Source organism: Sphingomonas sp. TDK1 (genome assembly GCF_001650735.1).
Lineage (GTDB): Bacteria > Pseudomonadota > Alphaproteobacteria > Sphingomonadales > Sphingomonadaceae > Sphingomonas.
The window spans coordinates 100,605-126,836 of record NZ_LXVY01000034.1 but is presented as its reverse complement, the minus strand read 5'-3'; the positions used below and the strand labels follow the sequence as shown (position 1 = coordinate 126,836).

The following is a 26,232-nucleotide window of genomic DNA, read 5'->3' as shown; positions in this document are numbered from 1 at the left end:
AAAGACTACAGCATTACCTTTGCAAAGCGGAAACTCGATAACGATTTCATATTTTAATATTTGATGATATAATAAGTTACAATGCTTCGCACGCCTCGCAGTTGACTTTCCAGCGTGATTTGATGCGTCTAAGGCACTCAAAATGACCGAAGTACATGCTGCCGAGGAAGATGGCAGCTGTTCGGTCATAGCGTGTGGCGAGGAAATACCGTTTATAGGTACCAGCTCTAACACATAGAGATTTATGACGACGTATCATTTGGCCGTCGGCTCGACGCCGCTCCGCTGCCCACGATGCGGTCGGGTACCAGATGCTTGTATCCCCGCGTTGAGCCGTTGTTGCAATTTTCGATTGCCGTGAAAGCGCGATCGACAATATGCGTGGCGTCGAGCGAGGGGCAATAGGCGATTTCCTTAGTGAAAGCACAGATCTTGACCTTGAACAGACCATGCATGTCCTGCATCAACGGCAATGATAAACCCATCGCACTGTGACAAGCGATCAGATAAACCTCCGCATCCGCGGCAAAACGGTCACGCAGCGACTGCGCCAGTGGCTTGCCATTTGAGAGCAGCAGATTGGGGTCCGCCGCAACCTGCACGGAGGCGACGTCTATTGGCCCCGACAGATTCTGCGAACCGGAACCTGCCGTGGACAACAAAACTCCGCCCGATTTGTCCACCGTCCCAGACATCGCGATCAGGCCGGGATTACCATGGGTCAGAATGTTGACGCGCTTGATCGACTGGAGCGGACGAAAAGCAGAACTGTCTGGTTTCGCGGGATCATCAAACAATATCGCCGACAACAAACCGAGAAACGAGTCGACCTCAAAAATTGCCTTGCTCGGGTTGGGTGTATCCACCTGTGCTACAGCGAGAAAATCCTTGGTTGTGGGCGCCCATTGGCCGGCTTTAGCTTTGTCGCGCTCCTCCTGTGCGTCAGCGAAGGTGAATATCTCCGGAAACTGTGCGACGATGGTCAGTTCGGTTAGGAGCGTCGACTGTTTGGCCGCTTTGCGCGCGACCGCCGCAGGCGTGCCGAACAGATTGTCAAAGCGCCGTTCGAACTGCTGCACAACGGGTGTGCGCGCTTCCTCTTCCAACATGGCGAACACGCTGTCGTCATAGTCGAGGGAAAGCATGCGATTGAGAAACAGGTAGGTTTCGTCACACAGCCGATAGTCATTCTCGATTTCGACGATTTCCGGTTCGTTGAAACCGCGAACCGGAACGCGCATGTCTCCCAGTCCCCGTCGCAGATGCGGCGCAACCTCTTCCAGCCATTCGGCCCGCTCACGCAGGTCCATGGCAATCAGGTGTGCCCAAAGTACACTCAATATATGGAAGCGCGCCGTCGCGTTGTCGATTTCGAAGCCGCGCGCGATCGTGCACAAAGCCTGCTCATCGAACATTGTAAGGATACGTCGCGCAGCAGCCACCAGCGAAGGCTGCCCCGTTGCCAGATACGGGACCGCAGTCTCGGCCCATTCCGGGTGTTCGGCCAAAAGGCGCTCAAGCAGCTCGCCGCCACGTTCTATAGCCTCGTCACCTCCGCTGATCAGCGAGGCAATCTCCATATTGTCTTCACCGCTGATCATGGGTCATTTCTCGAGACTGATGAAACCGGAACCGACCAAGCCGTTCATGACCTTCAAGATGGATTTGGATCGCTTGGACACGTCAGTCCCGGCCAGAACCGCTTTCAGGAACAGTAGCGTCGTGTTCGCGCTGCAAGAATCGCCGGTGAGATAAAACACGCATTTTGATTTTGCTGCCGCCTTCTGGCGTCTCAACGCACCGAGAAAATGACGTTTGCTCGAGCAGCTGTTCATGAATAGCACCGCGCAGGCAAGTTTATGTTTCTTGAGGTCCGCATCGCCCACTTTCACCAGTGTGTCGAAATCGGCTCCGCCCTTGCGTGACCGGTAATAATGCCTCCCCGCCAGAGGCGTTGCGCCACGACAGTTGGCCTGGGCGGCCGCCCTCGGGAAACAGGCGGACAGGCTGCGCCATGCCTTTGGCGTGCCGCATCTGGTCGATTTGGCGGCTATCGCATCTTCGACAATTTTCAGCAGGCCCTTGGACGCGAACACACCCCTTGTCGATGTCGGCAATGTGAACTCAGCGGGGTTGATGCCATGGTGCATGATGTCGCCGATGCAGTCTATGTCAGCAAAGTCCCACCCCATTCGAAAATTGTCGGCCCAAGGGTTGGTCGGAAACGCGGTCGTTCCGGGACAGGTCGGCGTTCTTACCGGACCGAAAACCGGCCCCTGACCGATACGCGAATGGCCATCATAGACAACCACCGCACCGGTCTTGTCGAGCGCCGCGGCAAATGCCGACTTGGTATAGACGAGGCTTACCGTGTGCGTCTTGGCTCCTTTCGGATAGGTCCATTTGCCGGTGCCTGCGGAATCGGCATTGGCGTTGAGATACGCGACAACGTCTTTCTCGTTGCTGGTGTCGCGTATCTCGCATCCATAAGCGATGATGACGTCGGTCATTGGACGAGACCCGCCCGTCGCCTAGACCAGCTTCAACTCGTCATAGACAAATCCCTCCGTCGGCACGGTCACCTCGAACTCTTGAACGATAGGATAGATGTTCTCAGGCGTCAGCGGCGCGTTTGGATCGCCTGGTTCGTCGCCGATCGTCGAGTCGACCGTGACATAGTCCGGACCGTTGATGCCCAGCTTGGCCTCCTGATCGCGATATTGCGCGACCTGTTTCAGAAGGTCGGCCAGCGGCCCGTTGTTGACATCATAGCCTTCCTCGCCCTCGACATGCCTGGACAACCAGTCGATCGCTTCCGACTCCCGGCCGGGATAGATGGGCAGGCATACCCTGATCCACGGACTGTTGAGAAACTCGTTGCGCCGCGCATCGCCGTCGAGCTGTATCGCCCAGCCGAGCGAACTCCCCAGTGGCGCGGGCTCGGAATCGGCGGTTATCTCATAAGCGGGACGGGCCGCGCCCGTCGCCACGGGGGTATAACGCGGCTTCCACCAGGAAGGGTGGGTGTAAGTGAACATCGCGTCGATTTCAAAATAGCGGTGGAAATACTCGATCTCCAGAGGGCTGGGATCGTTACCGCCATTGGCGAACAGGTGTGAAATCATCCTGTTCATCACTTCATAGCGTTCTTCCTTCCGAAGGTCGGCCGCAGGACGGGGTTTGATCTTGCTCCGTTCCGTGATGAGAGCCTTTTCCCGCTCAAACTTTTTGTTGAGCAGTTCCTCGGTGATCGCGGCGACAGCGGCCTGCCGCTTCGCCTCCCAGTCGGCAATCACGCTGCCCGCCGGGTCCCATGCATAGGTGAAATTCACCGAGACGCTGGCCCCATCGCCTTCCAATATGGCGATGTTGGTGGTGAACGTGTGGGCAGCAGCGTCCCAATTGTCCCCCCAGTGCAGGTTATTCTTGGGCGAGGGCGCCAGATCATCCTTGCCGCCGCCCTCAAGATCGGTGATCGAATCGATGCTGACCGACGTCACCTTGCGGTCGGAGCCGGGCTGAACGACGATGGTCACATACCAGGTCTTTCGCCCGTTGTCCCATTTCAAGCTCGAACTGGTCGTGCCCGTGTCTGTTCCGCCAACCGGCCGGGGCGGCAGGCCAGGCGGTTCATTGGGCACGGATATCGGTCCGGATTCCCGGAAATGCACGAATTTGCTGCGTGCCAGCCCCTTGCCCGGCGTACGAACATATAGTTGCCAAACCAACCGCGGCCCCAGATCCTGCACCTTCACGTTTACCCGGCGCAACACGCGGCGCAGACCATAGCTGACGGGCGCGGGGCTATCGTTGCGGATGATCCGGCGCGTCAGATTGGTGGTCGTGATGTCGGTGACATCGCGCGTTGTCAGCTTGAATGTCTTCGTGATGCGTTCGGCAGCGCGGTTGGTGACCTCCTTCAAGCGGCGGGATGTCTGTTCGCGGCCCCGCTGGCTGGCATTCTTGAAGCTCGCATTGGCCGAAGCGCTGGCCTGCCAGACCCCGATAGAGCCGGACACGGTTGCCGACATCGCCGCCGAGGAATCGCGCTGGATCATCGAGGAAACCTTGTCGGACACCTCGTCAGTATTCTTTTCCTCGGTTGCGGTTTCGCTGACCTGTTCCAGCCCGACTTCAAGCACCTCCTCGTGGATCTGCTTGCGAACGGTCTCGTAGACCACCTCGAGCGTCTCGAGCGGCGCCACCGTGAACGCTTGCTCGATCGGGCCGAACCCTTCTTCGGCGTTGAAATAAAGCTGACGGTAGAAATGCGCGATGCCAATAGGCGACAGGGCTTCCTCGATACGAATTTCCGGGAAGAACTGGTAGATTCCGCTATCTTTCAGATGCAGCTGCAACGCTTTGCCGACGTCGCCATCCGGTGCCTGTTTAACCGCCTGCACCATGGTCCGGAAGACTTCGCTCTGGGCAGCCTTCAGATCAAAATTATCTTCGCGGGAAATCGCGTTGCCCGCCACATAGGTGGGAACATCATCTGCGATGTTCGACATGCTCTTGGCGCGCAGCGCCTGCTCGCTAGGCTTCAGGGTCAAACCAAAGGGGTGGATCACGCCGCGATAGGCGACTGCTTGCGGGAACCCCTTGAGCTCAAGCCTATGCACGCCAGCCGTTTCAGCGCGCTCGGCATCGTCATGGTTGACCAGGTCCCGACCCTTGACCATTTCGGCCATCGCCGCAGCGGATGGAAGGCTCTTGACGCGGGTCGTTGCACGGACGCTGGCGATTGCGATCGCAGTCGATGCAGCCCCTTCAGCGTGGCGCTTCAATATGTCCGCTTTGGCTTTGCGCTTGGCGATTGTTCCTGCGACGGTTCGGAGTGTCCAGCCAGATATCCAGCGCAAAATGAGTGGCTCATAGGTCGCCACCGTCATGGTAGCGTAAGCTTCCTTGAACTTTGCCAGCTCTGTAGTCACTATCCCCTCCGACTATAATCTGCCGATATCAGCAAGACGTTTTCAGTCAGCGACTATTTTCTTTTACATTTATGATGTTTTTGAACGCGTACAGCCACTTGTATGCACGGTTACCTAGCTCACCATCGCAAGGTGAGCCTACGTATTTATATTACATTAATGGGTGCAATTTGTCCACTCATATTTCAGCTTATACCGTGATTTCAATCACGTGGATCGATGCCGATGGCGAATTTCGAGAATATTCAGGGCTTTCCTCGTACCAATTGAGGCGAAGCTATGTCGGCTTTCGTTGGACATGGCGGGTCCCGTCAACGGTCGCATTGGTGGCGGTGGTGACCCGAGCGCACCAAGAGCCCGGAATGACCGGAGTCGGCATAAGCTGACGCTCTCAGTGCCGCGCACGAACCTTGTGAGCTGCTCGGTATGCGTCCTCCTTCCCCCTGAGCGGCTTTCGGCCCACTCCAATTGGCTGAACTGTCCGATGTGGCAACGCACCTAGACGCAACGCCGAGGCAGCGGGCGGTCGCGCTCGCTTGGTCGCTATCTCCCAGCATTCTGCTGATTTCGGGCGCCTCGTCGGCGGCGCATCTCCACGAAAATCTGGCAAAGGCATCGCGGCGGCTACTCCGGGGCCCCGGGAGCACGCTCGACGCAATCGGCAGGTGTCAGGCTGGCCGATTGCCCAGCACCGCATCGAGCAGGCCCGGAAAGCGGCCATCGAACTCGGTTCGCCGCAGGGTATTGATCATTTCGCGGCCCGCCTGCGTCGTCTCGATCAGCCCCGCAGCGCGGAGCAGCTTGAGATGGTTGGACAGCGTGCTCTTGGGAATGGACTCGCACGGCGCGGCATCCGTGCAGCGCAACCGCTCCGCCGCCGCCAGCCGTGCGACCATCTCCAGCCGATTGGGATCAGCCAGCGCGTGCAGCGCCAGGTCGAGCGGAACATCTTCCAGCCGTGGGTGGGTGAAGCGGGCCATCCGGCCGATATAAGGCGCCGAAATAAATTTAATAGTTCGGGAATGTTGAACCTTCGAACTGGCACGCCATCTTCTAGGCTGTCGACAGCGCACGACGCCGTGATTGCGAGCGACATTTTTTGGAGAATCTACATGTCACTACAGGGCAAGAAGGCGCTCGTTACAGGCGGCTCGCGCGGAATCGGCGCGGCGATCGCGAAGCGACTGGCGGCCGATGGTGCAGCGGTCGCAATCACCTATGCCGGCAACAAGGCGGCAGCGGACGCCACCGTGGCAGCGATCGAGGGCGCGGGCGGCACGGCCTTTGCTTTTCAGGCCAATGCCGGCGATCCCGGTTCGCAGCGCGCGGGCATCGAAGAGGCCGCGGCCGCCCTGGGCGGAATCGACATTCTGGTCCACAACGCGGGCGTGGCCGAATTTTCCGCTGTCACTGAGGACACCGACGACACCTATGATCGCCAGTTCGGCGTCAACGTGAAGGGGTTGCACGTCGGCACGCGCGCGGCGCTGCCGCACCTTCCCGATGGCGGGAGGATCATCCTGATCGGCAGCATTTCGGGCGAGATGGCCTTCCCCGCCACCACGGTCTACAGCGCGACAAAGGCAGCGGTGGCGGCGCTGGCGCGCGGCTGGGCGAAGGACCTTGCTCCACGCAATATCCTGGTCAACACTGTCCAGCCGGGGCCGATCGACACCGATATGAACCCGGCCGACAGCGAATTTGCGGGGCAGGTTCTTACCGCCATCCCGCTCGGGCGCTATGGCAAGGTCGAAGAGATCGCCGGTGCGGTCGCGTTCCTCGCCGGACCGGATGCTAGCTACATTACCGGGACGACGCTCAACATCGATGGTGGCGCGACGGCGTAAGAACTACAGAGCACGATCGGCCCTGACCGTATAGCGGCGTGCTGGATCGCCACCGCGTACCACGGGGGGGGACCGCGCCGGCGCGGGCGGTCACCTCCAGCCTGACCTCGGAAAGCCTGCTCGAGTCCCCAGTTTGTAAAACTAGAACGCTAGCGGCGCCTGCAACCGAGGTGGAGCATGGGTTGAGCTGGCTGCGGGACATCGATCGCTGGTTTCTGGCTGACGTGCTGCCGCACGCGGCCGCCTTTCGCGCGCGCGCCGCGCATTTCTGCGGCCGCGATGAGGCCGAAGATCTCGTGCAGGAGGCCTATGCACGGGTGTTAAAGACACCAGACCATCGTGCCATCACCGCCCCGCGCGCCTTCGTGCTAACCATCATCCACAACCTCGCGCTGGAGCGGCTGCGCCGCGCCGCGGTGGTCCGGATCGATCTGCTGGCGTCGCTCGACATGACCGATCTCGCCGATCCCGCACCCGATGCCTTCGCGGTTGCGGCCGGGCGATCCGAGCTCCGGCACCTTCTCGAACAGATCGAGGCGCTGCCGCCGCAATGCGCGCGCGTGCTCCACATGCGCAAGATCCAGGGCATGCCGCCCGCCGCGATCGCCGAGACGCTTTGCATCTCGCTCTCGACCGTGGAAAAGCATATCGCTAAGGGCCTCGCCCTGATTACGAAGCGCCGCCGCGAACGCACGCTTCCCGCGGAGGAATCTTGGCCGACCCGATCGACCCCGAACAGCGCCACGCAGACCTGATCGACGAAGCGGCCGAATGGCTGGCGGCACTCGATTCGGGTTCGGCGAGCGTTTCGGCGTTCGAGGCGTGGCGCGCGGCGGATCCCCGGCACGCGGTAGCCTTTGCGGAGGTCGCCGGCAGCTGGCGCGACCTCGATGCACTGCGCGTCTCGCAGAGCGACCTGCCGCCCTCGCCGCTCCCCGCCGTTGCGGAGGAAGGGCCGCGCCCACGCCGGTATTTCCTGAAAGCGACCGCCGGTGCCGTCGCCGTCGCGGCGATGGGCGGCGGCTTCGCCTACCGGGCTACTGCGCGCGGCAAGGCGGAAACCGCGGTCGGCGAGCGCAAGACCGTGGCCGTGACAAACGGCATCGCAGTCGACCTCAATACCGACAGCTGCATCTACTGGCGCGATACCACCCCGGCCGAGCTCTGGCTGGAACGCGGCGAAGTGGCGATCCGGCTGGATGCCGGCCGCGCGCTCGACCTGCGCACGCCTGGCGGCCAGTTCCGCCTCGCGCCCGGTACCTATAACGCCCGGCTGCGCGGTGCCGCGTGCGAATTGGCCGTGGTGGCGGGAAGCATTGCCGATGCGCGCGGCGTGAAGGCGGCGGCGGGCGAGGTTGCGCTCGCCACCCAGGGCATGCTCGAGCGTCGCGCCGAGGACGCAGATCTCGCGCGCATCACCGCTTGGCAGAACGACACGCTGGTGCTGAACGGCGAGAGCCTCGATTATGCTCTGGCCGAGATCAACCGGTACCAGCCGAACAAGATCATGATCGGCGATCCGGCGCTCGCCCGGTTGCGGCTGGGCGGCACGTTCACCACCCGCGACCCGGCGGAATTCCTGAGGGCGCTGCGCAGCTCGTTCGGCGTGCGCGCGACCATCGGCACCGACGGCGGCATCGTCCTAACCCGCGGCTGATCTTTTTTTCGTACGCGAATGGCGGTTTCGCCGCGCCCATCCATCCCTGCACGGACAAACGTTACCAAAAGCGGGGTTTCCATGCACAAGTTTCTGACGACGACCGCCCTTGTGGCGGCCGCGATGCCGGCTGCCGCCCATGCCCAGGCACCGCGCATCGCATTCGACATCAAGGCGGGCGACACAGCGTCCGCGCTCAACAGCTTCGCGCGCCAGGCCGGCGTGCATGTCATCTTCCCCTATGATGCGGTGGCCAGCCGCAAGGTGCCGGCGCTGCGCGGCAGCTTCACCCGCGGCGAGGCGCTGCGCCGCCTGATCGCCGGCCAGGGCCTGGCGATCGCCGAGGAGACCGCCTCGATGATCTCGCTCAAGGTCGCCCCGGCGGAAGCACCCAAGCCCGAGGCGCAGACGGCCGAGGCGACCATGGGCGAGGAAATCGTCGTGCTCGGCACCGGTGAATCGCGCCAGGTGCAGACCGTCTCCGAAATCGCCATGCGCAAGACCACGCCGGGCACCTCGCCGCTGCGCGCGCTCAGCCGGCTGCCGGGGGTGAATTTCGATTCCTCGGACGCGCACGGCACTTATGAGGCCGCCACCCAGCTCTCGATCCGCGGCTTCCTCACCGATCAGATGGGCTATACGCTGGACGGCGTGCCGCTCGGCAACATGCAGTATCGCAACAACAACGGTCTCTCGATCAACCGCGCGCTGCTCAGCGAGAATAACGGCCCGGCGACGCTCTCACAGGGCGCGGGTGCGCTCGGCACCGCCTCGACCAGCAATATCGGCGGCACGGTCGACTTCACCTCGATCGACCCGACCGCCCGGTTCGGCATCGACCTCGAGCAGAGCTATGGCAGCGCCGACAGCTGGCGCAGCTTCGGCTTGGTCAACACCGGCACGCTGCCTTGGGGCGGCATGCTCGCGCTGTCCTATGCCCATGACCGCCAGGGCAAGTGGAAGGGCTGGGGCAAGCAGGAACAGGATCAGATCAACGCCAAATATGTCCAGCCGCTGGGCGAGGGCATCACGTCGACCACCTTTCTCGACCTGATCGATCGCCGCGAGGACGATTACAACGACACCTCGCTCGCCCGCCTCAAGACCTATGGCTGGGAGTTCGACAATATCCCCACCTTCGCACTCGCCGAGCAGCTGGCGGTGCTGACCCAAAACGGCGGCACCGCGCCCGCCCCCTATCGGGCGCCCGACGACACCGTGTACCAGGGCGGCGGCGTGCGGCGCGATCTGCTCGGCTACGAGAAGCTCGAATACCGGATCAGCCCGCGCCTTTCCGGCTTTACCACCGCCTATCTGCACCTCGACAAGGGCATCGGCACCTGGGCCGACCCCTATGATCCGACGCCCGCGGCATATGGCGGCTCGCCCGTGTCGGTCTCGGCGCTGCGCTACGACCTGAACCGCAAGGGCGTGCTCTCGCGGCTGAAGTTCGAGGCCGGCGCGCACAAGATCGAGGCCGGCATCTGGTACGAACACAATATCTTCGACCAGGGCTCCTACCTCTACGGCCTGCAGAAAGGCGTGACCCCTAGCAGGTTCCAGCGCTTCTACACCGATCCGTTCAAGACCAAGTTCCGCAACCACTTCGTCACCGACACGGTGCAGATCGATCTGGGCGATACCTGGCAGGCGACCGCGAAGCTGCGCATCAATGCCGGGGTGAAGGGCGTCGTCTCGACCAGCACCGCGACCAGCATCACCAGCGCGACGCCGATCAACGGTTCGATCCAGGCCAAGAACTGGTTCCTGCCAACCGCCGGCATCCTCTACACGCTCGACGGCGGCAGCGAGTTCTTCGCCGACTATACCCGCAACATGGCGGCGTTCGTCGCCTCCACCTCAAGCGGGCCCTTCTCGAGCAGCTCGCAGGCCGGGTTCAACTATATCCGGGGCGATCTGAAGCCGGAGATGACCAACACCTTCGAGGCCGGCTATCGCTATCACGACCGCGCGGTGCAGCTCTCGCTCACCGGCTATTATGTCAAGTTCACCAACCGCCTGCTCGCCTCGTCGATCAGCGCGGTGGTGGTCGGCAACCAGAATGTGCTGCAGAATGTCGGCGGCGTCTCGTCGCGCGGGGTCGAGGCGGCGGCGAACTGGAAGTTCCTGCCGCATTGGTCGCTCTATGGCAGCTGGGCCTATAACGACGCGACCTATGACGACGACGTCCAGCCGCTGGGCGGCACGCGGATTCCGACCAAGGGCAAGCAGGTCGTCGCCTCGCCGCGCCATGTCGGCAATGCCGAGCTCAACTATGACGACGGCACGGTCTTCGGCACGCTCTCGGCGCATTATCGCAGCCGGCGCTACTACAGCTATCTCAACGATGCGCCGCTGCCGGGCGCGGTGAACTTCAACCTTTCCGGCGGGTACCGGTTCAGCCGCCTGCTCGACGTGCAGTTCAACGTCACCAACCTGTTCGACAAGCAGTATATCGCCTCGACCGGCACCGCCGGCTTCGTCACCTCGGATCCGAACGGCACCTACACGACGCTGCAGCCCGCCGCGCCGCGCCAGGTGTTCGGCACCGTCCGCGTCCATTTCTAAGCTTTCCCCGGTGGGAGCGTTTCGCGCGCTTCCGCCAACCCTGGCCGGCGCCTTCCCCCAGAAGGTGTCGGCCTTTTGGCGTATCGAAAGGATCGACATGCACCGCAGAACCCTGTTGCGCGGCGCCCTCGCCGCACCGCTCGCGCCGCTCGCGCTCCGCAGGGCCGCGGCGGCACCCGAAAGCTTCACCTTCGCGCTGCTAGGCGATTGCCATATCCGCCCCGAGCTCGATGCGGTGCGCGGCTGCACGCTGTGCTTCGAGCAGGTCTCCGCCTCGCCGGTCGATTTCGCGATCCAAAATGGCGACCATATCGAGGACGCGCTGGAGACCAACCGCGCCCGCGCGACGATGCTGATGGACCTCTACCAGCAGACCGAGCGGGCGCATCTGCGCAAGAGGGTCTATCACGTGCTCGGCAACCATGATTGCCTGGGCGTGTTCCCGGCGAGCGGCATCTCGCCCGACGCCCCCGATTACGGCAAGCGCTTCTACACCGATCGCTTCGGCCCGCGCTATTACGCCTTCGATCACAAGGGCGTGCATTTCGTGGTGCTGGATTCGGTCGGCATCACCGCCGATCGCAGCTATGAGGGCCGCGTCGATGCCGAGCAGCTGGCCTGGCTGGCGGCCGATCTCGCGGCGCAGCCTGCGGGCGCGCGGATCATCGCCGTCACCCATATTCCGCTGATCACGGCGATGCGCTGCTACGAGCCCGAAAGCTGGCTCAACACGCCGCACAACTGGACCAACGTCGTCAACGCCCGCGATGTGTTGCGCATCCTCTATGCGCATAAGGTGTTGGCGGTGCTGCAGGCGCACAGCCATGTCTATGAACGGATCGAGCTGAACGGCATGGCATTCATCACAACCGGCGCGGTGGCGGGCGCGGACTGGCGCGGATCGTTTCTCGGCACGCCGGAAGGCTATACGGAAATAACGGTGGCCGGCCGCTCGGTACACAGCCGCTACCGAACCTATGGCTTTTCGAGCGTCGATCGCGAGGACGTCCCGATCTGACGTCCGATCATTCCGCCATGCGCCTCGACCGTGTTTGCGATAGCCACCACCATGATGATCGTAGTGTTCTAGTCTGGTGGTTCGCAGTAATCGATACGCAAGGACGAGCTTCAGCGCTTTTCTTTCAGATCGACTGCCCAAAGATCTAGAAAGCGGATGCCGCCTTCTCCACATTCTTTCCTACTATCGTCTGTTTTGCCGGAGGCAGATCGTCCGAGACGCGAAATTGGGCCGTTCTGTTTGCTCGATAGCTCCAAGAATGCAGATGGCTTCAATACTTTCGTTCTTCCAGTAGCAAACGTAGCCGCTCGGTATCGTCCGCAGAGGCGGGATTGTGGAGGATCGTGCCGAGTTCTGGCCAGCCTTCAACGGCAAACAATGCGCATTCCATTGCCAGCAGACCAGCGCCTGATGGTATGCGCTTTGCCGCTCGCCGTGCGACTTCGACGCCTACCGGGCCGAAGCGCCCTCCACGACGGTCTGAAGTATCTGCGATCGATCCGGACCTTCGGCGATATGCAGCAGGGCCCAGCTATCCCCGCGTCGTGCGACCACCACCCGTATCCTGTCGTTGAACAATCCATCCGCGAGCCCAGCCGGCGCAACCTTCCCCGAGTTGAGGATCAGCGCACCCATATCGCGCCCGCATGCCGGCCCGACGCAGGAATAGGTGATCGAAAAGCCGGCCTTCTTCAGCAGATCCTCATAGTAGCGTTCGATCTGCAACGGCGCCGTCGCAGGCTTCACGCGATAATCGATATGGGTGACCCTGCCTTCGAGCGTAACGCGGTTGGTTTGCGCCTCGGCGTTGGCGATCGGGCCGGTTGGGATGACGACTTCGTCCAGCGAGGGTGCACGATACCCGTCGATGACGGATTGCGGGTACCGCGGAAGGAGCGGATGATCCTCGCCGTCGCTGTCTTGCGCGAGCAGCGGACTGCTGACCGCACAGAATGCTACTGCTAAAACATACGAAAGCTTCCCCACGGCCCGACATACTCCCTGTGATGCTCGATACCACTTCTGCATTCGGATTCGGTCATTTCCTGCAACGCCGAAGCAGACAGGTTGATCCGTGCACCCTGCTGCGCACACAACGCTGTCGAATGCCGCCAATTTCGCAGGAAAGCTGGAACGTCCGCGTATGGCATCGCTGCGAGATGCGTTATCTGCCGCCCCTGACCTTGCGGCCCGCGCGTCACCGGGCATGGTGATATCTGTTCCGGTACGAGCCCCTTGATATGCGCGTAGTCGCGCGTCGTCCCAGCGCGTTGCAGAATGCGCCGCCCTATCTTGGGAATGCTAGGCCAGGATTTGGGCCACGGCCTCACGCTTGAACCCCGCTTCGAGATCGGGCTTCGCTTGGCGCCTCCCGTCCTCGATACCCGGATCCAATGGATCCCGAATTCTGGGAGCTACGCGCATCACTGCAGCTCCCGCGAGATGGGATACTGCAGGAGATGGGGGTGCCCCTGCCCCGCCCGTTCGAACAGCCAAGCGAGCCGTGCATCGGGATTGCGCGCGAAGGCGGGCTCTGCCTGGAGCTTTGCCTCGAACGCTGACTGGATGGACGGGTCGGTGGCCAGCAACCGCTCTCCGAGCGCCGCCAGAATGAAGGCGTCGGTGTTCGGTACCGGCGAGAGCATCTCGGGGAAGAAACCCCATGCGAGAAACGAATCCTGGCTCTCGGGCTCGAGCAGCGATGCCGCTAGCAGCCCTAGCGGCTGATCGGCGGGCACGCGGATGCTGCCTGCCGGCATGGTCTGCTCGACGACCTCGTGGACGAACCCCGCGGTAATCGGCACTCTGCCCTCCTTCGGCTGGGTCAGCTTCGCATCGACCAGACGCACCCGATCGACCTGCAGCGTGCGGAAGGCGTCGATCGTCTCGAAGGCGATGCCGTGGACGCGCAGGCGGTCGATCACGTCCGATTGCTCGGGCGGGATCCACCAGGCCTTGGGCAGGCGCACGCTCTCGGTGGGGCGCTGGCCGATGATCGGCATGCGGAAGGTGATCGGCTTACCCGTCCAACGCTGCTCCGGACGTCCCGACGCGGGGGACGGTACCATGTCGAAGGCTATGCCCTTGAACTTCTCGATCCAGCCGATCGGCTGCTCGGCGGGCGTCCAGCGAGTGAGCAGTTCGACCGGGCGGCTGGCGCGATCCCTGCCCTTCGCTTCGGCGATCCGCGCGGCATCGGCGCCCGCGATCCGCAGCGCCGCCTCGAGCAGCACATAGGTGCCTAGCACGCGCTGCCGATAGGGCTTGAGCATATGGTTTTCGACCAGCACCGTCGGCATGCCGATGAAGTCGCCATAGCCAGTCGAGTAGCGCGGGCCCTCGGGACTGTAGCGGATGCCCTTGCCCGGCACGCGCGTGTCGATCGGGCTGGGATAGAGGACCGGTGTGTGGCCCGCCGCGGTCAGCGCCTGCATCGCGGCTGGGCCGAAGCGCTGCTCGAGCCAGTCGGCGGTGGCGCGGTGGCGGGCATATTTGCCCCAGCCGGCATAGGTGAAGGTGATGTCATACTGCATGTCGAAGCCTTCGCTGACATGGCAGTCGACATAGAGGATGGGGTCGAGCCGCCGGATCAGCCCGATCATCGCGCGCGTCTCCGGCGCGTCGACCTTGGCATAGTCGCGGTTTAGATCGATGTTGCGTGCATTGGCCTCCGCGCCCTTTTCCATCGGGCCCCGCAGATGGACGAAGTTCCAGCGGCTAAGCTGCTCGTGCCCGTCGATATTGTATATCGGCACGAAGACGAGATCGACCTTATCGAGCAGGTCCGCCTTGCCGCGCAATGCGATATCACGCAGCAGCATCAAGCCGGCATCCTTGCCGTCGATCTCACCCGAATGAATGCCGCCCTGAACCAGCACCACCGGTTTGGAGCCCCCACCCTTGCTAGCGCGCACATAGAACATCTCGCGCCCTTGCGCGGTACGGCCGAAGCCGCGCAGCGAGATCAGATCGGACGTCGCATCGAGCCGTTCGAGCCATGCCCGCACCTCGGCATAGCGCGGCGTCGTCCTGAAGCCCGCCGCCTCGGCCGGCGTGATCCAGGGGTCGCCAGGCTTTGCGACCAGCGCCGCGCTCTTGCCCGACCAGGGCAGCACCGGCGGCAGGTCCAGCACATCCTGCGCGCGGACGTCAGTGGCGCTCGCGCAGAACAGCAAGGCGGCAAGTGTCGCCCGCGGGCGGTACGGAAGCATCATCGTTTCAGCACTCTTGTTGCATCAGGGATCGCGCCGGGGCTCAGAAGGCCGCCCGCAGGCCGATGGTCGCCGTGCGGGGGGCGCCCGGCTGGACCCAGAGCTGGGTGTAGCTGTTGGCGTACCAGGCCGCGTCGAAAAGGTTCGAGACGGTACCGAACAATTGCAGCCGCTCGGTCAGATTGGCCTCCACGAACACCCGTGCCAACGTGTGCGACGGCAGGGTGAACGGCGTGCCCGTCTCGCCCGAGCGTTCGCCCACATATTGCACAGCGCCGCCGAACCGCGCCTTCGCCCCCGCAATCGTCACATCGCGTGCCAGCAGCACACTGGCCGTATGATCGGGGATGTTGATCAGCCGGTCGCCCGGCCGCACCTGGAACGAGAAATTGGGATCGAGCACGTTCGAGCGCGCCTCGGCGTCGATATAGGCATAGCTGAACAGCAGGTCGAAATTGCCGGGCAGCTTGCCGGAAAGATCCATTTCCACCCCACGGCTGCGTGCCTTGCCGATCGCTACCGAGAAGCCGGGATTGCCGGTATCGGTCGCCAGCACGTTGCGCTTGTTCATCTCGAACACGGACACGGTCCCGTTCAAGCGTCCGCCGAACGCCACCAGCTTGACGCCCGTCTCGATCGATCGGGTCGTTTCCGGATCGAAGATCATCCCCGCGGCGTCCGTACCGACATTGGCGCGATAGCCTTCGCCATAGCTGGCATAAAGGCTCAGCAAATCGCTCAGCCGGTACACGATACCTGCCTGCGGGCTGAACCGGTCGCGGCTGCGGCGGCTATGCACTGCGGTCTGGCGATTGTCCGTACGCAGCAGCAAATGGTCATACCTGCCGCCGACCCGGATCTGCAGCCGGTCGGTCAGGCTGATCTGGTCCTGCACATAGGCACCGGTAGCCTGCTGCAGGTCGCGACGGTCGGTAATCACCGCCGGCATCGGCAACGGGAAGCGGCCATAGACGGGGTTGCGGAGGTCGATCACATAGCCCGCGCGGTCGCTGGGGTTGGACGACACCACCGGCGGGCGGACGCGGGTGAAGACCTGATCGTAGACAAACCGGTCATGGTCTGCCCCAAACAGCAGGCGGTGGCGCAGCGGCCCGGTCTCTACGATGCCGGACACCTCCGCGCGCACCGCGGTCTGCGCCGCATCATAGTAGCGGCTGCGGCGCTGGCGGGACAGCGAATGGCCGTCGACGAACAATTTCTGGCGCGGTCCCGCTGTCTCGGCGTCGGAGGAGAAGCCGGTCAGAAGCGTGTCGCGGTGGCTGGCACCGACCAGCAGGCTCCAGCGATCGCCGAAATCATGCTGCACGCGCAGTTGGTGTCCGGTAGCGCGCGCCACCGTGTCGCCGTCGCCCGGCTCGCCGAGGAAGCGTGAGCGCGGCACCGTGCTGAAATTGCCGTTCAGCACAACGATGCCGCGATCGAATGGCGTCTCTACGCGCGTCCATTCGAAATCATACGTCACACGGGTCGCATACCCCAGCGCGACGCCGAACGATGGCAGCAGGCCCCAGCGCTTCTGGTGCACCGTATCACGGAACGTGTTGCCATCTTCAGCATAGCCGATCAGCCGGGCGGTGATGCCGGGGGTGAGCGCGATATTGGCATCTCCCTCGGCGCGCACCCGATCGAAGCTGCCATATTGGAGCGACGCCGAGCCGAAGCTGCGGCCGAGCTGGGCCTGCTTGGTGACGAGATTGATGGTCCCGCCCGGCTCGCCGCGACCGAGCAGCGCCGCCGCCGGTCCTTTCAGCACTTCGATCCGCTCGATCCCCGCCACGTCGCGCTGGCCGCTGAATCCGCGCCCGCCGTTGAAGCCGTTGACCAGATAGCCGCTCGGCAGGTTCTCGTCGCCGGCAAAGCCGCGGATCGCGAAGGAATCCCACAGGCCGCCCAACGTGTTCTGGCGGGCGACCGAAGCGTTTAGATCCAGCGCATCCGTGAGCCGGGTAATGTTCTGCTGCTGCAGTACCTTTTCCTCGATCACCGCGATCGCCTGCGGGATCTCGCGCAGCGCGAAATTGCCGCGATAGGACTGGCGTACGCCGTTGACAGTAATCTCCTCGCGCGCCTGCTCCGGCCCGGTGTCCTGCTCCGCCTGAGCGAAGGCCGGTGCGGAGAGCAGCAGGGCGAACGAAAGAGCGCCGGCAAGCAAGCCGGTACAAACGGAAAGATGCAACGCCAAGTCCCCTGTGCCTGGTACGGGCGCCGGCCACGGCCGTGGCGGGCCCATTTCGCGACGTTAGGCGACCGCACGGGCCGCCAGATGTATGATATGTTGTAACGTCCTGCGAATTGTTGCGCAAGCGAGAGGATTGTTACGGAATGTTGCCGGGAGCGGTGAGGCCGTCCCCCGGGTAGCGTCCTTACCGGCCGCGCGGTGCGGTGACGCCTGCCTCGGTCTGCACCACCGGCTTCATCGTTCCGTCCGCATTATAGTCGAGCCTTTCGACAGTGACGGCCCGGCGCCCGATCGCGCCGCTCAGGTCGCCGATCGCCAGCGTTGCGTTGTGCAGGAAGAGGTACCAATCACCCTTGAACTGGGCGATACCGGGATGGATCGTAAAGCTGTACTTGCCGGAGCCGGTCAGTTCGCCCCGATAGGTCCAAGGCCCCTTTATGGAAGGTGCGGTGGCGTAAGATACCTTCTCGTCGCGATGTGTCGAACGATCCAGCGACGCATAGGTGAGGTAATAGAGGGCGCCGCGCTTGTGCAGCCATGGCCCTTCCTCAAAATGCGGCGGCGTGATCTCGGTGATCGGCCCGTCAATTTCGATCATGTTGGGCTTCAGCTTGGCGATATAGCATTGGCGGTTGCCCCAGGCGATCCACGTGGTGCCGTCGTCGTCTGTGAACACCGTCGGGTCGATGTCTTCCCAGCTGTGCGTTCCCTTGGGCGTCATGCTGTTGGTGATCAGCGCCGACCCCTTGGCGTCTACGAACGGCCCTGTCGGGCTGTCCGAGACGGCGACCGCGATCGCCTTGCCGGGGTTGGTCGCGTCATGCTCGATGGCGGCGTAGAACCAGAACTTGCCGTTCTTGGCGATCGTCTGCGAGGCCCAGGCATCCTTTTTCGCCCATTTGAAATCGGCGACTTTCATGATTGCGCCATGGTCGGTCCAGTGGCGCATATCAGTCGTCGAATAGACCAGCCATTCGCGCATGTTGAACATTTCGTCGCGCTGCGCCTCGTCGTGACCGGCATAGAGGTACAGCCGGTCGCCAACCACCAGCGGGGCAGGATCGGCGGTGAACTTGTCACGGATGATCGGGTTCGAGCCGAGGACTGTCGTCGCAGCTGTCTGCGCAACTGCCGATACTGGTCCACCGAACGGCACCAGCCAGCTGAGCGCCAGCATTGCGTGCGAAAATGCCTTGGTCATCATTCTCTCCAAATGGCTGTGATTTCAGCTATCACCAGTCGAGCGGCTATGTCGACGATACCGAGCCGCATTCGTTCAACGCGACCGGCCTGACGACACGCTCCACGCTGCGCCGCCCCCTGCGGCTCCCACTGACCGCGGGATTGCTGCCCAGCGCCACCGGCGTAGTGCCCGGCTGGCGACGCCTGCGCCCCAGCGCGCGTCGATCAGCGGATGAGCGAGTTCGTCGACGAGCGCCAGGCGCCGGACCCGTTCCACGTTCGAAAGGCCCCTGAGGCTGACGATCGGGCCCGAGATGCCAGACGGGGGATCGGTAATGCGCGCATCGCCGGCGCTGCTCGAGACCGCGATCCCCGCTGCCCCATCGCGCCAAAATCGGTGGACGATGCGACGCATCTTCCTATGCTGACCATTCGAGACAAACGGAGCCGTCCCCTGAAACACCTCGTCTATCCTCTCGCCGGGGCGCTCGCCTTCGCTGCCCTGCCCGCGGTTGCACAGACGCGCTACGATCCGATGGTGACCTTCGCGCCGCTCGCACTGCCCAGCGCCGCAAACACGGTTCGAGGCGCGAACGGCATGCCCGGACCGGGCTATTGGCAGAATCGGTCGGACTATCAGATCCACGCGACCCTCGATCCGGCCGTCAAGCGCGTCAGCGGTACGGCGACGATCACCTACACCAACAACAGCCCCGACCGCCTCGACTATCTCTGGCTCCAACTCGACCAGAACCTCTACCGCCCGGACTCACGCGGTCATCTGGCGAGCGGGCGCGTGCCGGGCGGCACGACAGACGGCATGGTGATCGAGACGGTCGAGTTGTTGTCCGGCGGCAAAACGATGGCGGTTGCGCCCGTAATCTCGGACACACGCATGCAGGTGCCCTTGTCCACGGCATTGCCCTCCCACGGCAAGCTGACCTTGCGCATCCGCTATCATTTCACCGTCCCCGGCGAATGGGGTGGACGCATGGCCTGGGGCAAGGCACGCGACGGCGAGGTCTACAACATCGCGCAATGGTATCCGCGCATGGCGGTCTATGACGATCTGCGCGGCTGGGATCCCCTCCCCTATCTGGACCAAGAATTCTACCTCGACTATGGAGATTTCGACTATTGGGTGACGCTGCCCGCCACCATGATCGTGGCAGGATCGGGCGAGCTACAGAACCCGCAGGACGTGCTGACCACCACCCAGCGGGCACGACTCGCAAAGGCGCGGACAAGCGACGCGACCATCGAGGTGATCGCGCCGGACGAGATCGGCACCCCGGCTTCCCGCCCCAGGCAGGACGGCACGCTCACCTGGCATTTCCGCATGGAGAACAGCCGCGACGTCGCCTTCGCGGCCTCGTCCGCCTTCGCTTGGGATGCCGCGCGGATGAACCTGCCCGGCGGCAAGACCGGCCTGGCGATGTCGGTCTATCCGGCGGAGAGCCAGGGCCGTGACAAATGGGGCCGCTCGACCGAATATCTGAAGCACGCTGTCGAGGAATTCTCGCGCCGCTGGTATCCCTATCCCTGGCCCAACGCGGTCAATGTCGCCGGCATCGCGACGGGGATGGAATATCCCGGCATCGTCTTCGACGGGATCGAGGATACGGGCAAGGAACTGTTCTGGATCACCGCGCACGAGATCGGCCATAGCTGGTTCCCGATGATCGTCGGCTTCGACGAACGCCGTGACGCCTGGATGGACGAAGGTTTCAACACCTTCATCGACGTGTACGAATCCGATGCTTTCAACCACGGCGAATATGGGCCCAAGCGCGACGGCGAATATGCCGAGGGCGGCGGTAATCCGGTGGATGAGATCCTGCCGGTGCTCGCCGATCCCAACGCGCCGCCGATCCTTTCGCGCGCCGATACGGTGACCGAGAAATATCGGCACGCCGTGACCTATTTCAAATCCGCGCTCGGCCTTACCCTGTTGCGGGAGCAGATCCTCGGCCCCGAGCGTTTCGATCCGGCCTTCCGCCGGTTCGTCGCCGCCTGGGCGTTCAAGCATCCCAAGCCCGCCGACTTCTTCCGCGCGATGGAGGACGCCAGCGGCGAAGACCTCAGCTGGTGGTGGCGCGGCTGGTATGTCCACAATTGGACGCTCGATCAGGCGGTCACGCGGATCAGCCCGGCACGGGACGGTGCGGGATCGCTGGTGACGGTGGAGAACCGCGATCCGATGGTGATGCCCGCCACATTGCGCATCAGCTTCGCCGACGGATCCAAGCGCGATTTGATCCTGCCGGCGGAGACCTGGATTCGCACGGCGACCACCGACGTATATGTGCCCGGGCCGAAGCGCATTGTTCGTGCGGAAATCGATCCCGATCACAAGTTGCCCGACCGCGACCGGAGCAACAACGCAGCGCGGTAGCGGGGGCGGCCGGGCGGCTGCAGCCAGGGCCAGCCGCCGGTATTTGCTCGCCCGGTCCCTGCAGCCCGAAGCCTGCGAGCCCCATCTTCATCCGCGACGAGTTCCCGCGTCGCGGATCGGCGATGCTGTCGCGCGTGATGAATGTGGCCATATACACCGGTTGTCGGACGGCCAGCCGTCCGGTTCTCCAGGCGGGTGAACCGGTGCAGCAGTGACAGCCGCCCAGATCTCGACCCCCATCCCTCGGTCCCATGCGCAATCGCAGCCTCGCGCAGAGACGCTAACGAAGCAGATCACTCGTTCGTATAGGTTCGCAGGGATCCACGCATACCTTGAGATGACTGTTACAAGCGGGCATTTCTTCAGACGTTACGGGCTCTCCATCGGGAGCCTGTAGTAATGATTACAAGCGTTGCGAACGTCGGGACAGTATCTGCTCCCTCACCGTCTCCTCACGCTCCCGAGTTCCAAGCAATGGCGCGCCAGGCGGCCACGCGAACGGCGCCCTGAGCCTACGCGCAACGCCGCCTCTGCATCTGCATCGTGAAGCGCCTCTTCAGGTGCTTCCCGGATCGGCGCGTTGCTCCCCCCCCATTTCCGAAAGCAAGGAGCGTTGCATTGACCGATACACCCGTTCTGCAAATGGTCCCGATCGGCATCCAGGCGACCGGCACGCGCGATGAGTTCGACAGCATGGGTACGGTTGCCGTTCCCGCCAATCGCTATTGGGGGGCGCAGACCGAGCGCTCGCTTCACCACTTCAATATCGGCGGTGATCGCATGCCCAAGGCGGTCTACCACGCCTATGGCACGGTGAAAAAAGCCTGTGCACTGGTAAACGCCGCCTCCGGCCGCCTGCCGGGTTGGAAGCGGGACGCCATCGTCCAGGCGGCCGACGAGGCGATCGCAGGCAAGCTCGACGACCACTTCCCGCTCTATGTCTGGCAGACCGGCTCCGGCACCCAGTCGAACATGAACGTAAACGAGGTGCTGTCGAACCGCGCGATCCAGCTGCTCGGCGGCACGCTGGGCAGCCAGCATCCGGTCGGTCCGAACGACGACGTCAACATGGGCCAGTCGTCGAACGATAGCTTCCCGACCGCGATGCATGTCGCGACGATCCTGGCGATCGATACCGAGCTTTTGCCTGCGGTCACACGATTAGCAGGGGTGATCGAGAAGAAAGCCGATGGCTGGATGGACGTCGTCAAGATCGGCCGCACCCATCTGGAGGACGCGGTGCCGCTGACGGTTGGCCAGGAATGGCATGGCTGGGCCGGGCAAATCCGCGCTTGCATCGCCGCGATCGAGGAGAGCCGCGGCGGTCTCTATGAGCTGGCGGTCGGCGGCACCGCCGTCGGCACCGGGCTCAACGCGCCGGCCGGCTTCTCGCGCGACGTAGCGGCCACCATCGCTGATCTCACCGGCAAGCCCTTCGTCACCGCGCCCAACAAGTTCACTGCGCAAGGCTCGCTCGACGCAATGGTTCGCGCCTCGGCGGGGCTGCGGGGCCTGGCCGTCGCGCTGATGAAGATCGCCAACGACATGCGCTGGCTCGCCTCGGGCCCGCGCTGCGGCTTCGGCGAACTGAAGCTGCCGGAAAACGAGCCCGGCTCGTCGATCATGCCCGGCAAGGTGAACCCCACCCAGTGCGAGGCGATGGTGATGATCGCCATCCAGGTGCTCGGCAACGACAGCGCGGTCGCCTTCGCCGGCAGCCAGGGCAATTTCGAGCTCAACGCGATGCGCCCGGTGATCATCAACAACGTGCTGCACTCGATCCGCATCCTCGCGGATGGCTGCGACCGGTTCCGCGAATTCTCGGTCGAGGGCACCGAGATCCTGCGCGACCGGATCCAGTCCTATGTCGAGGGCAGCGTGATGCTGGTGACCGCATTGTCGCCGGTGATCGGCTACCAGAACGCCGCGCACATCGCCGAGAAGGCGATCGCAGACGGCACCACCTTGAAACAGGCGGCCCTCGCCTCCGGGAAGGTCGACGAAGCGCTGTTCGACAAGACCATCCGCCCGCTCGACATGGTCGGCCACGGCCTGGCCGGCGCCTGAGGAGACAGATCCATGATCCGTTGTATTCGCATGTGGGCCGGCCCGGACGGCAATTCGCTGTTCGAGGAAGGGCATCTCGATATCGGCGCCGGCCTGCACGGCAAGGCCTCCGGCCTGCCGATCGCGGTCCACGAGCTCTCGTTCCAGGAGACCGCCGGCGGCGGCAGCTTCGAATGGCACCAGGACCCGCAACCGCAATTCGTGCTGACGCTGGCAGGCACGATCGAGTTCGAGGTGAAGTCCGGCGCGACCTTCACCCTTCATCCCGGCGACGTGCTGCTCGCGCAGGACGACACCGGCACCGGCCATCGCTGGCGGCTGATCGGCAGCGAGCCCTGGCGCCGCGCCTATGTCGTGTACGACGCCGGCGCCGACCTCCACTTCACGCCCCAGGAGACGCAGGCATGACCTTCTCGACGAGCACCGAAACCGACGTGCTGCTGATCGGCGCCGGTATCATGAGCGCCACCACCGGCACCCTGCTGCACAATCTGGATCCGAACCTGCGCATCACCCTGCTCGAACGGCTGGGCGACTGCGCGCAGGAAAGCTCGATGGCGTGGAACAATGCCGGCACCGGCCATGCCGCGAATTGCGAGCTCAACTATACGCCGCAGCGTGCCGATGGCAGCATCGACATATCCGAGGCGCTGAAGGTCAACACCCAGTTCGACGTATCGCGCCAGCTCTGGGCGCATCTGGTGACCGCTGGCGCGATCCCCGACCCGCGCGCCTTCCTCCATCCCTGTCCGCATATGAGCTTCGTGTGGGGGGAGGAGAATGTCGCCTTTCTCAAGGCGCGCCATGCCGCGATGAGCGCGCACCATTGCTATCACGGCATGGAATATAGCGAGGATCCGGCGCAGATCGCCCAATGGGCGCCGCTGGTCATGGAGGGCCGCGATCCCGACGAGAAGATCGCCGCGACGCGGATGATCACCGGCACCGATGTCGACTACGGCGCGCTCACCCATCTGCTGGTGCAGCATCTGCAGGCCGAAGGTGCGGACGTCCGCTACAATCGAGAGGTCGTCGGTATCGAGCGCGCCGCGGACGGGCGCTGGGCGGTGACGTTCGAGGACGTGTTCGACGGCACGCGCCAGACGATCACCGCCGGCTTCGTCTTCATCGGGGCGGGTGGTGCCGCGATCGAACTTCTCCAGATGTCGGGCATCCCCGAAGCCAAGGGCTATGGCGGCTTCCCGGTGAGCGGCATCTGGCTGCGCTGCGACGTCGACGCGGTCACCGCGCGGCACCACGCCAAGGTCTATGGCAAGGCGGCCAGCGGCTCGCCGCCCATGTCGGTGCCGCATCTCGACACGCGGGTGATCGACGGCGAGACCTCGCTGCTGTTCGGCCCCTATGCCGGCTTCTCGACCAAGTTCCTGAAGCACGGGTCGGAGGCCGACCTGTTCGAATCGATCACCGCGCACAACCTGCTGCCGTTGCTCGACGTGGCGAAGGACAATGCCGGGCTGGAAGAATATCTGATCGGCCAGGTGTTCCAGAGCCATCACCACCAGTTCGAAATGCTGCGGCAGTTCTTCCCCCAGGCGAAGCGTGGCGATTGGCAGGAAGCGGTCGCCGGGCAACGGGTGCAGATCATCAAGCCGGATACCGAGGACCATGGCGGCAGGCTGGTGTTCGGCACCGAACTGGTCGCCGCCGAGGACAAATCTCTGGTCGCGCTGCTCGGCGCCTCGCCGGGCGCCTCCACGGCTGCGGCCATCGCGGTCGAGGTGCTGCAGGCCTGCTTCGCCGACAAGCTGACCGAGGCGGCATGGCTGCCCAAGCTCCGCGCGATCTTCCCGACCTGGGGCATCGACCTGATCGAGGATGCCGAAGCGTGCCGGTCCACCCGCGCGGCAACCGCGCCGGTGCTGAAGATCGACAATATCGATGCATGACAGCCGCCGCCTGGATGCCGCCGGCCATGTGCTGCTGTTCCTCGCCCGCCTGCTGCTCGAGGCCGGATCGGACAGCGAACAGGTGCGCCGACGGATCGAGGCGCTTGCCGGGCGGCTTGGCTTCGCGGCCCAGCTGTTCCTCGGCAGCGAACGGCTATTACTGATGGTAGGATGCGACGACACCTATCGCACACGTATCGGCCATGCCGTCGGCGCGATGGGCATCGATGCCGGACGACTGGTGGCGCTGGAGCAGGTAGCGAAGGCCATGGAATCCGGCTCGCTGGAGATCCCCGCAGCGGACGCCCGCCTCACCGCCATCGCTGCCGGCAAATCGAGCTATCCGGGCTGGCTGACGATATTGGCGGTGGCGGCAACTGCGGCGGCGCTCGCCAAGCTGTTCAGCGCGAGCTGGCTGGTGGTCGGCGCTGCGTTTCTTGCCGGACTGGTCAACACAACGCTTCGCCGCGCGTTGCCGCGATGGGGTGTCGTTCCGGCGGCGTCTGCGGCGGTGACCGCGGCGATCAGCGGAATGGTCGGCGCGCTGCCGCTACGGCTGCTTGGCGCCGATCCGACGTTCGCGCTGGTTGCGGCAGGGATGATCCTCGTGCCGGGCGTGCCGCTGATCAACGGCGTACGCGATCTGGTGCGCGGGCACCCGGGGATTGGCCTCGCCCGTCTCGCCAATGGCGGCATGATCGTGCTCGCAATCGCCGCGGGCCTCGCTACCGCCAGCCTCGCAACGGGCGTCCACCTGCCTGTCGTACTGCAAACGCCCAATCTAAGCCTGCCCTGGGACCTCCTGTTCGCCGCCATTGCCGCGTTCGGCTTCGCCATCCTGTTCGCTGCGCCCCACCGAGCGATTTTGCCAATCGTGCTGACCGGCGCGCTCGCCCATGGATCGCGGACCGCACTGATGGCGGCGGGCGGGGATATCGGCCTCGCGACGGCCAGCGGTGCTATGCTCGCCGGCCTGCTGGCGCTCGGGATCGGCCGCCGCCTGGACGCACCCTGGACCGCCCTCGCTTTCCCCTGCGTGGTGGCGATGGTGCCCGGCTCCTATGCGTTTCGTGGGTTGATCGGCGCGCTGGACATCATGCGCGCCGGACCGGCCACTTCTCCAGCGCTCCTCGCCGCGAGTGCAGCAGCGCTGGTCGGCGCCGTCATGCTCACCATCGCTATCGGGATCGGCCTGCTGCTCGCCTCCGCGATCGCAGAGGCAGCGGGCGCCCGCGGCTGAAGGGG

At 63.8% G+C, this 26,232-nt stretch carries 18 protein-coding genes; 10 read left to right on the top strand and 8 right to left on the bottom strand.

Annotated features, from left to right (window positions below):
• Positions 1-242: 242 nt before the first annotated feature.
• The 4 genes from A7X12_RS17320 to A7X12_RS17305 all read right to left on the bottom strand — a co-directional run bounded on the left by A7X12_RS17320 (position 243) and on the right by A7X12_RS17305 (position 5,914).
• Complete coding sequence (locus A7X12_RS17320; RefSeq protein WP_064312706.1) at positions 243-1,601, bottom strand: hypothetical protein; 1,359 nt, start codon at positions 1,599-1,601, stop codon at positions 243-245.
• Between the two features lie 3 nt (positions 1,602-1,604).
• On the bottom strand, positions 1,605-2,510 hold the full coding sequence (locus tag A7X12_RS17315; protein WP_064312705.1) for a hypothetical protein: 906 nt from the start codon (positions 2,508-2,510) through the stop codon (positions 1,605-1,607).
• Between the two features lie 21 nt (positions 2,511-2,531).
• On the bottom strand, positions 2,532-4,892 hold the full coding sequence (locus A7X12_RS17310) for a hypothetical protein (protein WP_232318562.1): 2,361 nt from the start codon (positions 4,890-4,892) through the stop codon (positions 2,532-2,534).
• Between the two features lie 710 nt (positions 4,893-5,602).
• Positions 5,603-5,914, bottom strand: coding sequence for an ArsR/SmtB family transcription factor (locus A7X12_RS17305; RefSeq protein ID WP_064312703.1), 312 nt, complete (start codon positions 5,912-5,914; stop codon positions 5,603-5,605).
• A 132-nt stretch (positions 5,915-6,046) separates the two neighbouring features.
• On the opposite strand from A7X12_RS17305, the gene A7X12_RS17300 reads away from it, so the two are divergent.
• From A7X12_RS17300 to A7X12_RS17280, 5 genes are all read left to right on the top strand, one after another.
• Complete coding sequence (locus A7X12_RS17300; protein WP_198162065.1) at positions 6,047-6,781, top strand: SDR family oxidoreductase; 735 nt, start codon at positions 6,047-6,049, stop codon at positions 6,779-6,781.
• 38 nt (positions 6,782-6,819) lie between these two features.
• Entirely contained in the window at positions 6,820-7,536 is a 717-nt protein-coding gene (locus A7X12_RS17295) for an RNA polymerase sigma factor (RefSeq protein ID WP_232318561.1), read from the top strand.
• Complete coding sequence (locus A7X12_RS17290; protein ID WP_064312700.1) at positions 7,494-8,438, top strand: FecR family protein; 945 nt, start codon at positions 7,494-7,496, stop codon at positions 8,436-8,438. The genes A7X12_RS17295 and A7X12_RS17290 overlap by 43 nt, the downstream gene beginning before the upstream one ends.
• An 81-nt stretch (positions 8,439-8,519) precedes the next feature.
• A complete protein-coding gene (locus tag A7X12_RS17285) occupies positions 8,520-11,006 on the top strand; it encodes a TonB-dependent receptor domain-containing protein (protein ID WP_064312699.1) in 2,487 nt (828 codons plus the stop codon).
• Between the two features lie 97 nt (positions 11,007-11,103).
• Positions 11,104-12,024: a metallophosphoesterase family protein gene (locus A7X12_RS17280; protein ID WP_064313034.1), complete on the top strand. Its 921-nt coding sequence runs from the start codon at positions 11,104-11,106 to the stop codon at positions 12,022-12,024.
• 450 nt (positions 12,025-12,474) lie between these two features.
• Here the strand turns inward: A7X12_RS17280 and A7X12_RS17275 are convergent, their stop codons facing one another.
• The 4 genes from A7X12_RS17275 to A7X12_RS17260 all read right to left on the bottom strand — a co-directional run bounded on the left by A7X12_RS17275 (position 12,475) and on the right by A7X12_RS17260 (position 18,637).
• Positions 12,475-13,011, bottom strand: a complete 537-nt coding sequence (locus A7X12_RS17275; protein ID WP_064312698.1) for a hypothetical protein — start codon at positions 13,009-13,011, stop codon at positions 12,475-12,477.
• A 437-nt stretch (positions 13,012-13,448) separates the two neighbouring features.
• Entirely contained in the window at positions 13,449-15,239 is a 1,791-nt protein-coding gene (locus A7X12_RS17270) for a M14 family metallopeptidase (protein WP_157105634.1), read from the bottom strand.
• A gap of 40 nt (positions 15,240-15,279) precedes the next feature.
• Positions 15,280-17,433 (bottom strand): TonB-dependent siderophore receptor, encoded by a 2,154-nt coding sequence (locus tag A7X12_RS17265; RefSeq protein WP_443029308.1) that lies wholly within the window; start codon positions 17,431-17,433, stop codon positions 15,280-15,282.
• Positions 17,434-17,620: 187 nt separating this feature from the next.
• Positions 17,621-18,637 carry a glycoside hydrolase family 43 protein gene (locus A7X12_RS17260; protein ID WP_232318560.1) on the bottom strand — a complete coding sequence of 339 codons (1,017 nt, stop codon included), beginning with the start codon at positions 18,635-18,637 and terminating at the stop codon, positions 17,621-17,623.
• 402 nt (positions 18,638-19,039) lie between these two features.
• Between A7X12_RS17260 and A7X12_RS17255 the strand changes: the two genes are divergently transcribed.
• From A7X12_RS17255 to A7X12_RS17235, 5 genes are all read left to right on the top strand, one after another.
• Positions 19,040-21,013: a M1 family metallopeptidase gene (locus tag A7X12_RS17255; RefSeq protein WP_198162064.1), complete on the top strand. Its 1,974-nt coding sequence runs from the start codon at positions 19,040-19,042 to the stop codon at positions 21,011-21,013.
• Between the two features lie 642 nt (positions 21,014-21,655).
• A complete protein-coding gene (gene fumC, locus A7X12_RS17250; protein ID WP_064312696.1) occupies positions 21,656-23,080 on the top strand; it encodes a class II fumarate hydratase in 1,425 nt (474 codons plus the stop codon).
• Positions 23,081-23,092: 12 nt separating this feature from the next.
• Positions 23,093-23,488 (top strand): cupin domain-containing protein, encoded by a 396-nt coding sequence (locus A7X12_RS17245; protein ID WP_198162063.1) that lies wholly within the window; start codon positions 23,093-23,095, stop codon positions 23,486-23,488.
• Positions 23,485-24,987 (top strand): malate dehydrogenase (quinone), encoded by a 1,503-nt coding sequence (mqo, locus tag A7X12_RS17240; protein ID WP_064312694.1) that lies wholly within the window; start codon positions 23,485-23,487, stop codon positions 24,985-24,987. Before A7X12_RS17245 ends, mqo begins: the two co-directional genes overlap by 4 nt.
• Positions 24,980-26,227: a threonine/serine ThrE exporter family protein gene (locus A7X12_RS17235; RefSeq protein WP_064312693.1), complete on the top strand. Its 1,248-nt coding sequence runs from the start codon at positions 24,980-24,982 to the stop codon at positions 26,225-26,227. The genes mqo and A7X12_RS17235 overlap by 8 nt, the downstream gene beginning before the upstream one ends.
• Positions 26,228-26,232 lie beyond the last annotated feature (5 nt).

Coding starts and splice junctions, on each gene's coding strand:
- A7X12_RS17310 (WP_232318562.1), bottom strand. CDS start 4,892: ATGACGGTGGCGACCTATGAGCCACTCATTTTGCGCTGGATATCTGGC.
- A7X12_RS17255 (WP_198162064.1), top strand. CDS start 19,040: ATGCTGACCATTCGAGACAAACGGAGCCGTCCCCTGAAACACCTCGTC.
- A7X12_RS17245 (WP_198162063.1), top strand. CDS start 23,093: ATGATCCGTTGTATTCGCATGTGGGCCGGCCCGGACGGCAATTCGCTG.
- A7X12_RS17235 (WP_064312693.1), top strand. CDS start 24,980: ATGCATGACAGCCGCCGCCTGGATGCCGCCGGCCATGTGCTGCTGTTC.
- A7X12_RS17270 (WP_157105634.1), bottom strand. CDS start 15,239: ATGATGCTTCCGTACCGCCCGCGGGCGACACTTGCCGCCTTGCTGTTC.
- A7X12_RS17315 (WP_064312705.1), bottom strand. CDS start 2,510: ATGACCGACGTCATCATCGCTTATGGATGCGAGATACGCGACACCAGC.
- A7X12_RS17300 (WP_198162065.1), top strand. CDS start 6,047: ATGTCACTACAGGGCAAGAAGGCGCTCGTTACAGGCGGCTCGCGCGGA.
- mqo (WP_064312694.1), top strand. CDS start 23,485: ATGACCTTCTCGACGAGCACCGAAACCGACGTGCTGCTGATCGGCGCC.
- A7X12_RS17280 (WP_064313034.1), top strand. CDS start 11,104: ATGCACCGCAGAACCCTGTTGCGCGGCGCCCTCGCCGCACCGCTCGCG.
- fumC (WP_064312696.1), top strand. CDS start 21,656: ATGGTCCCGATCGGCATCCAGGCGACCGGCACGCGCGATGAGTTCGAC.
- A7X12_RS17285 (WP_064312699.1), top strand. CDS start 8,520: ATGCACAAGTTTCTGACGACGACCGCCCTTGTGGCGGCCGCGATGCCG.
- A7X12_RS17260 (WP_232318560.1), bottom strand. CDS start 18,637: ATGACCAAGGCATTTTCGCACGCAATGCTGGCGCTCAGCTGGCTGGTG.
- A7X12_RS17320 (WP_064312706.1), bottom strand. CDS start 1,601: ATGATCAGCGGTGAAGACAATATGGAGATTGCCTCGCTGATCAGCGGA.
- A7X12_RS17305 (WP_064312703.1), bottom strand. CDS start 5,914: ATGGCCCGCTTCACCCACCCACGGCTGGAAGATGTTCCGCTCGACCTG.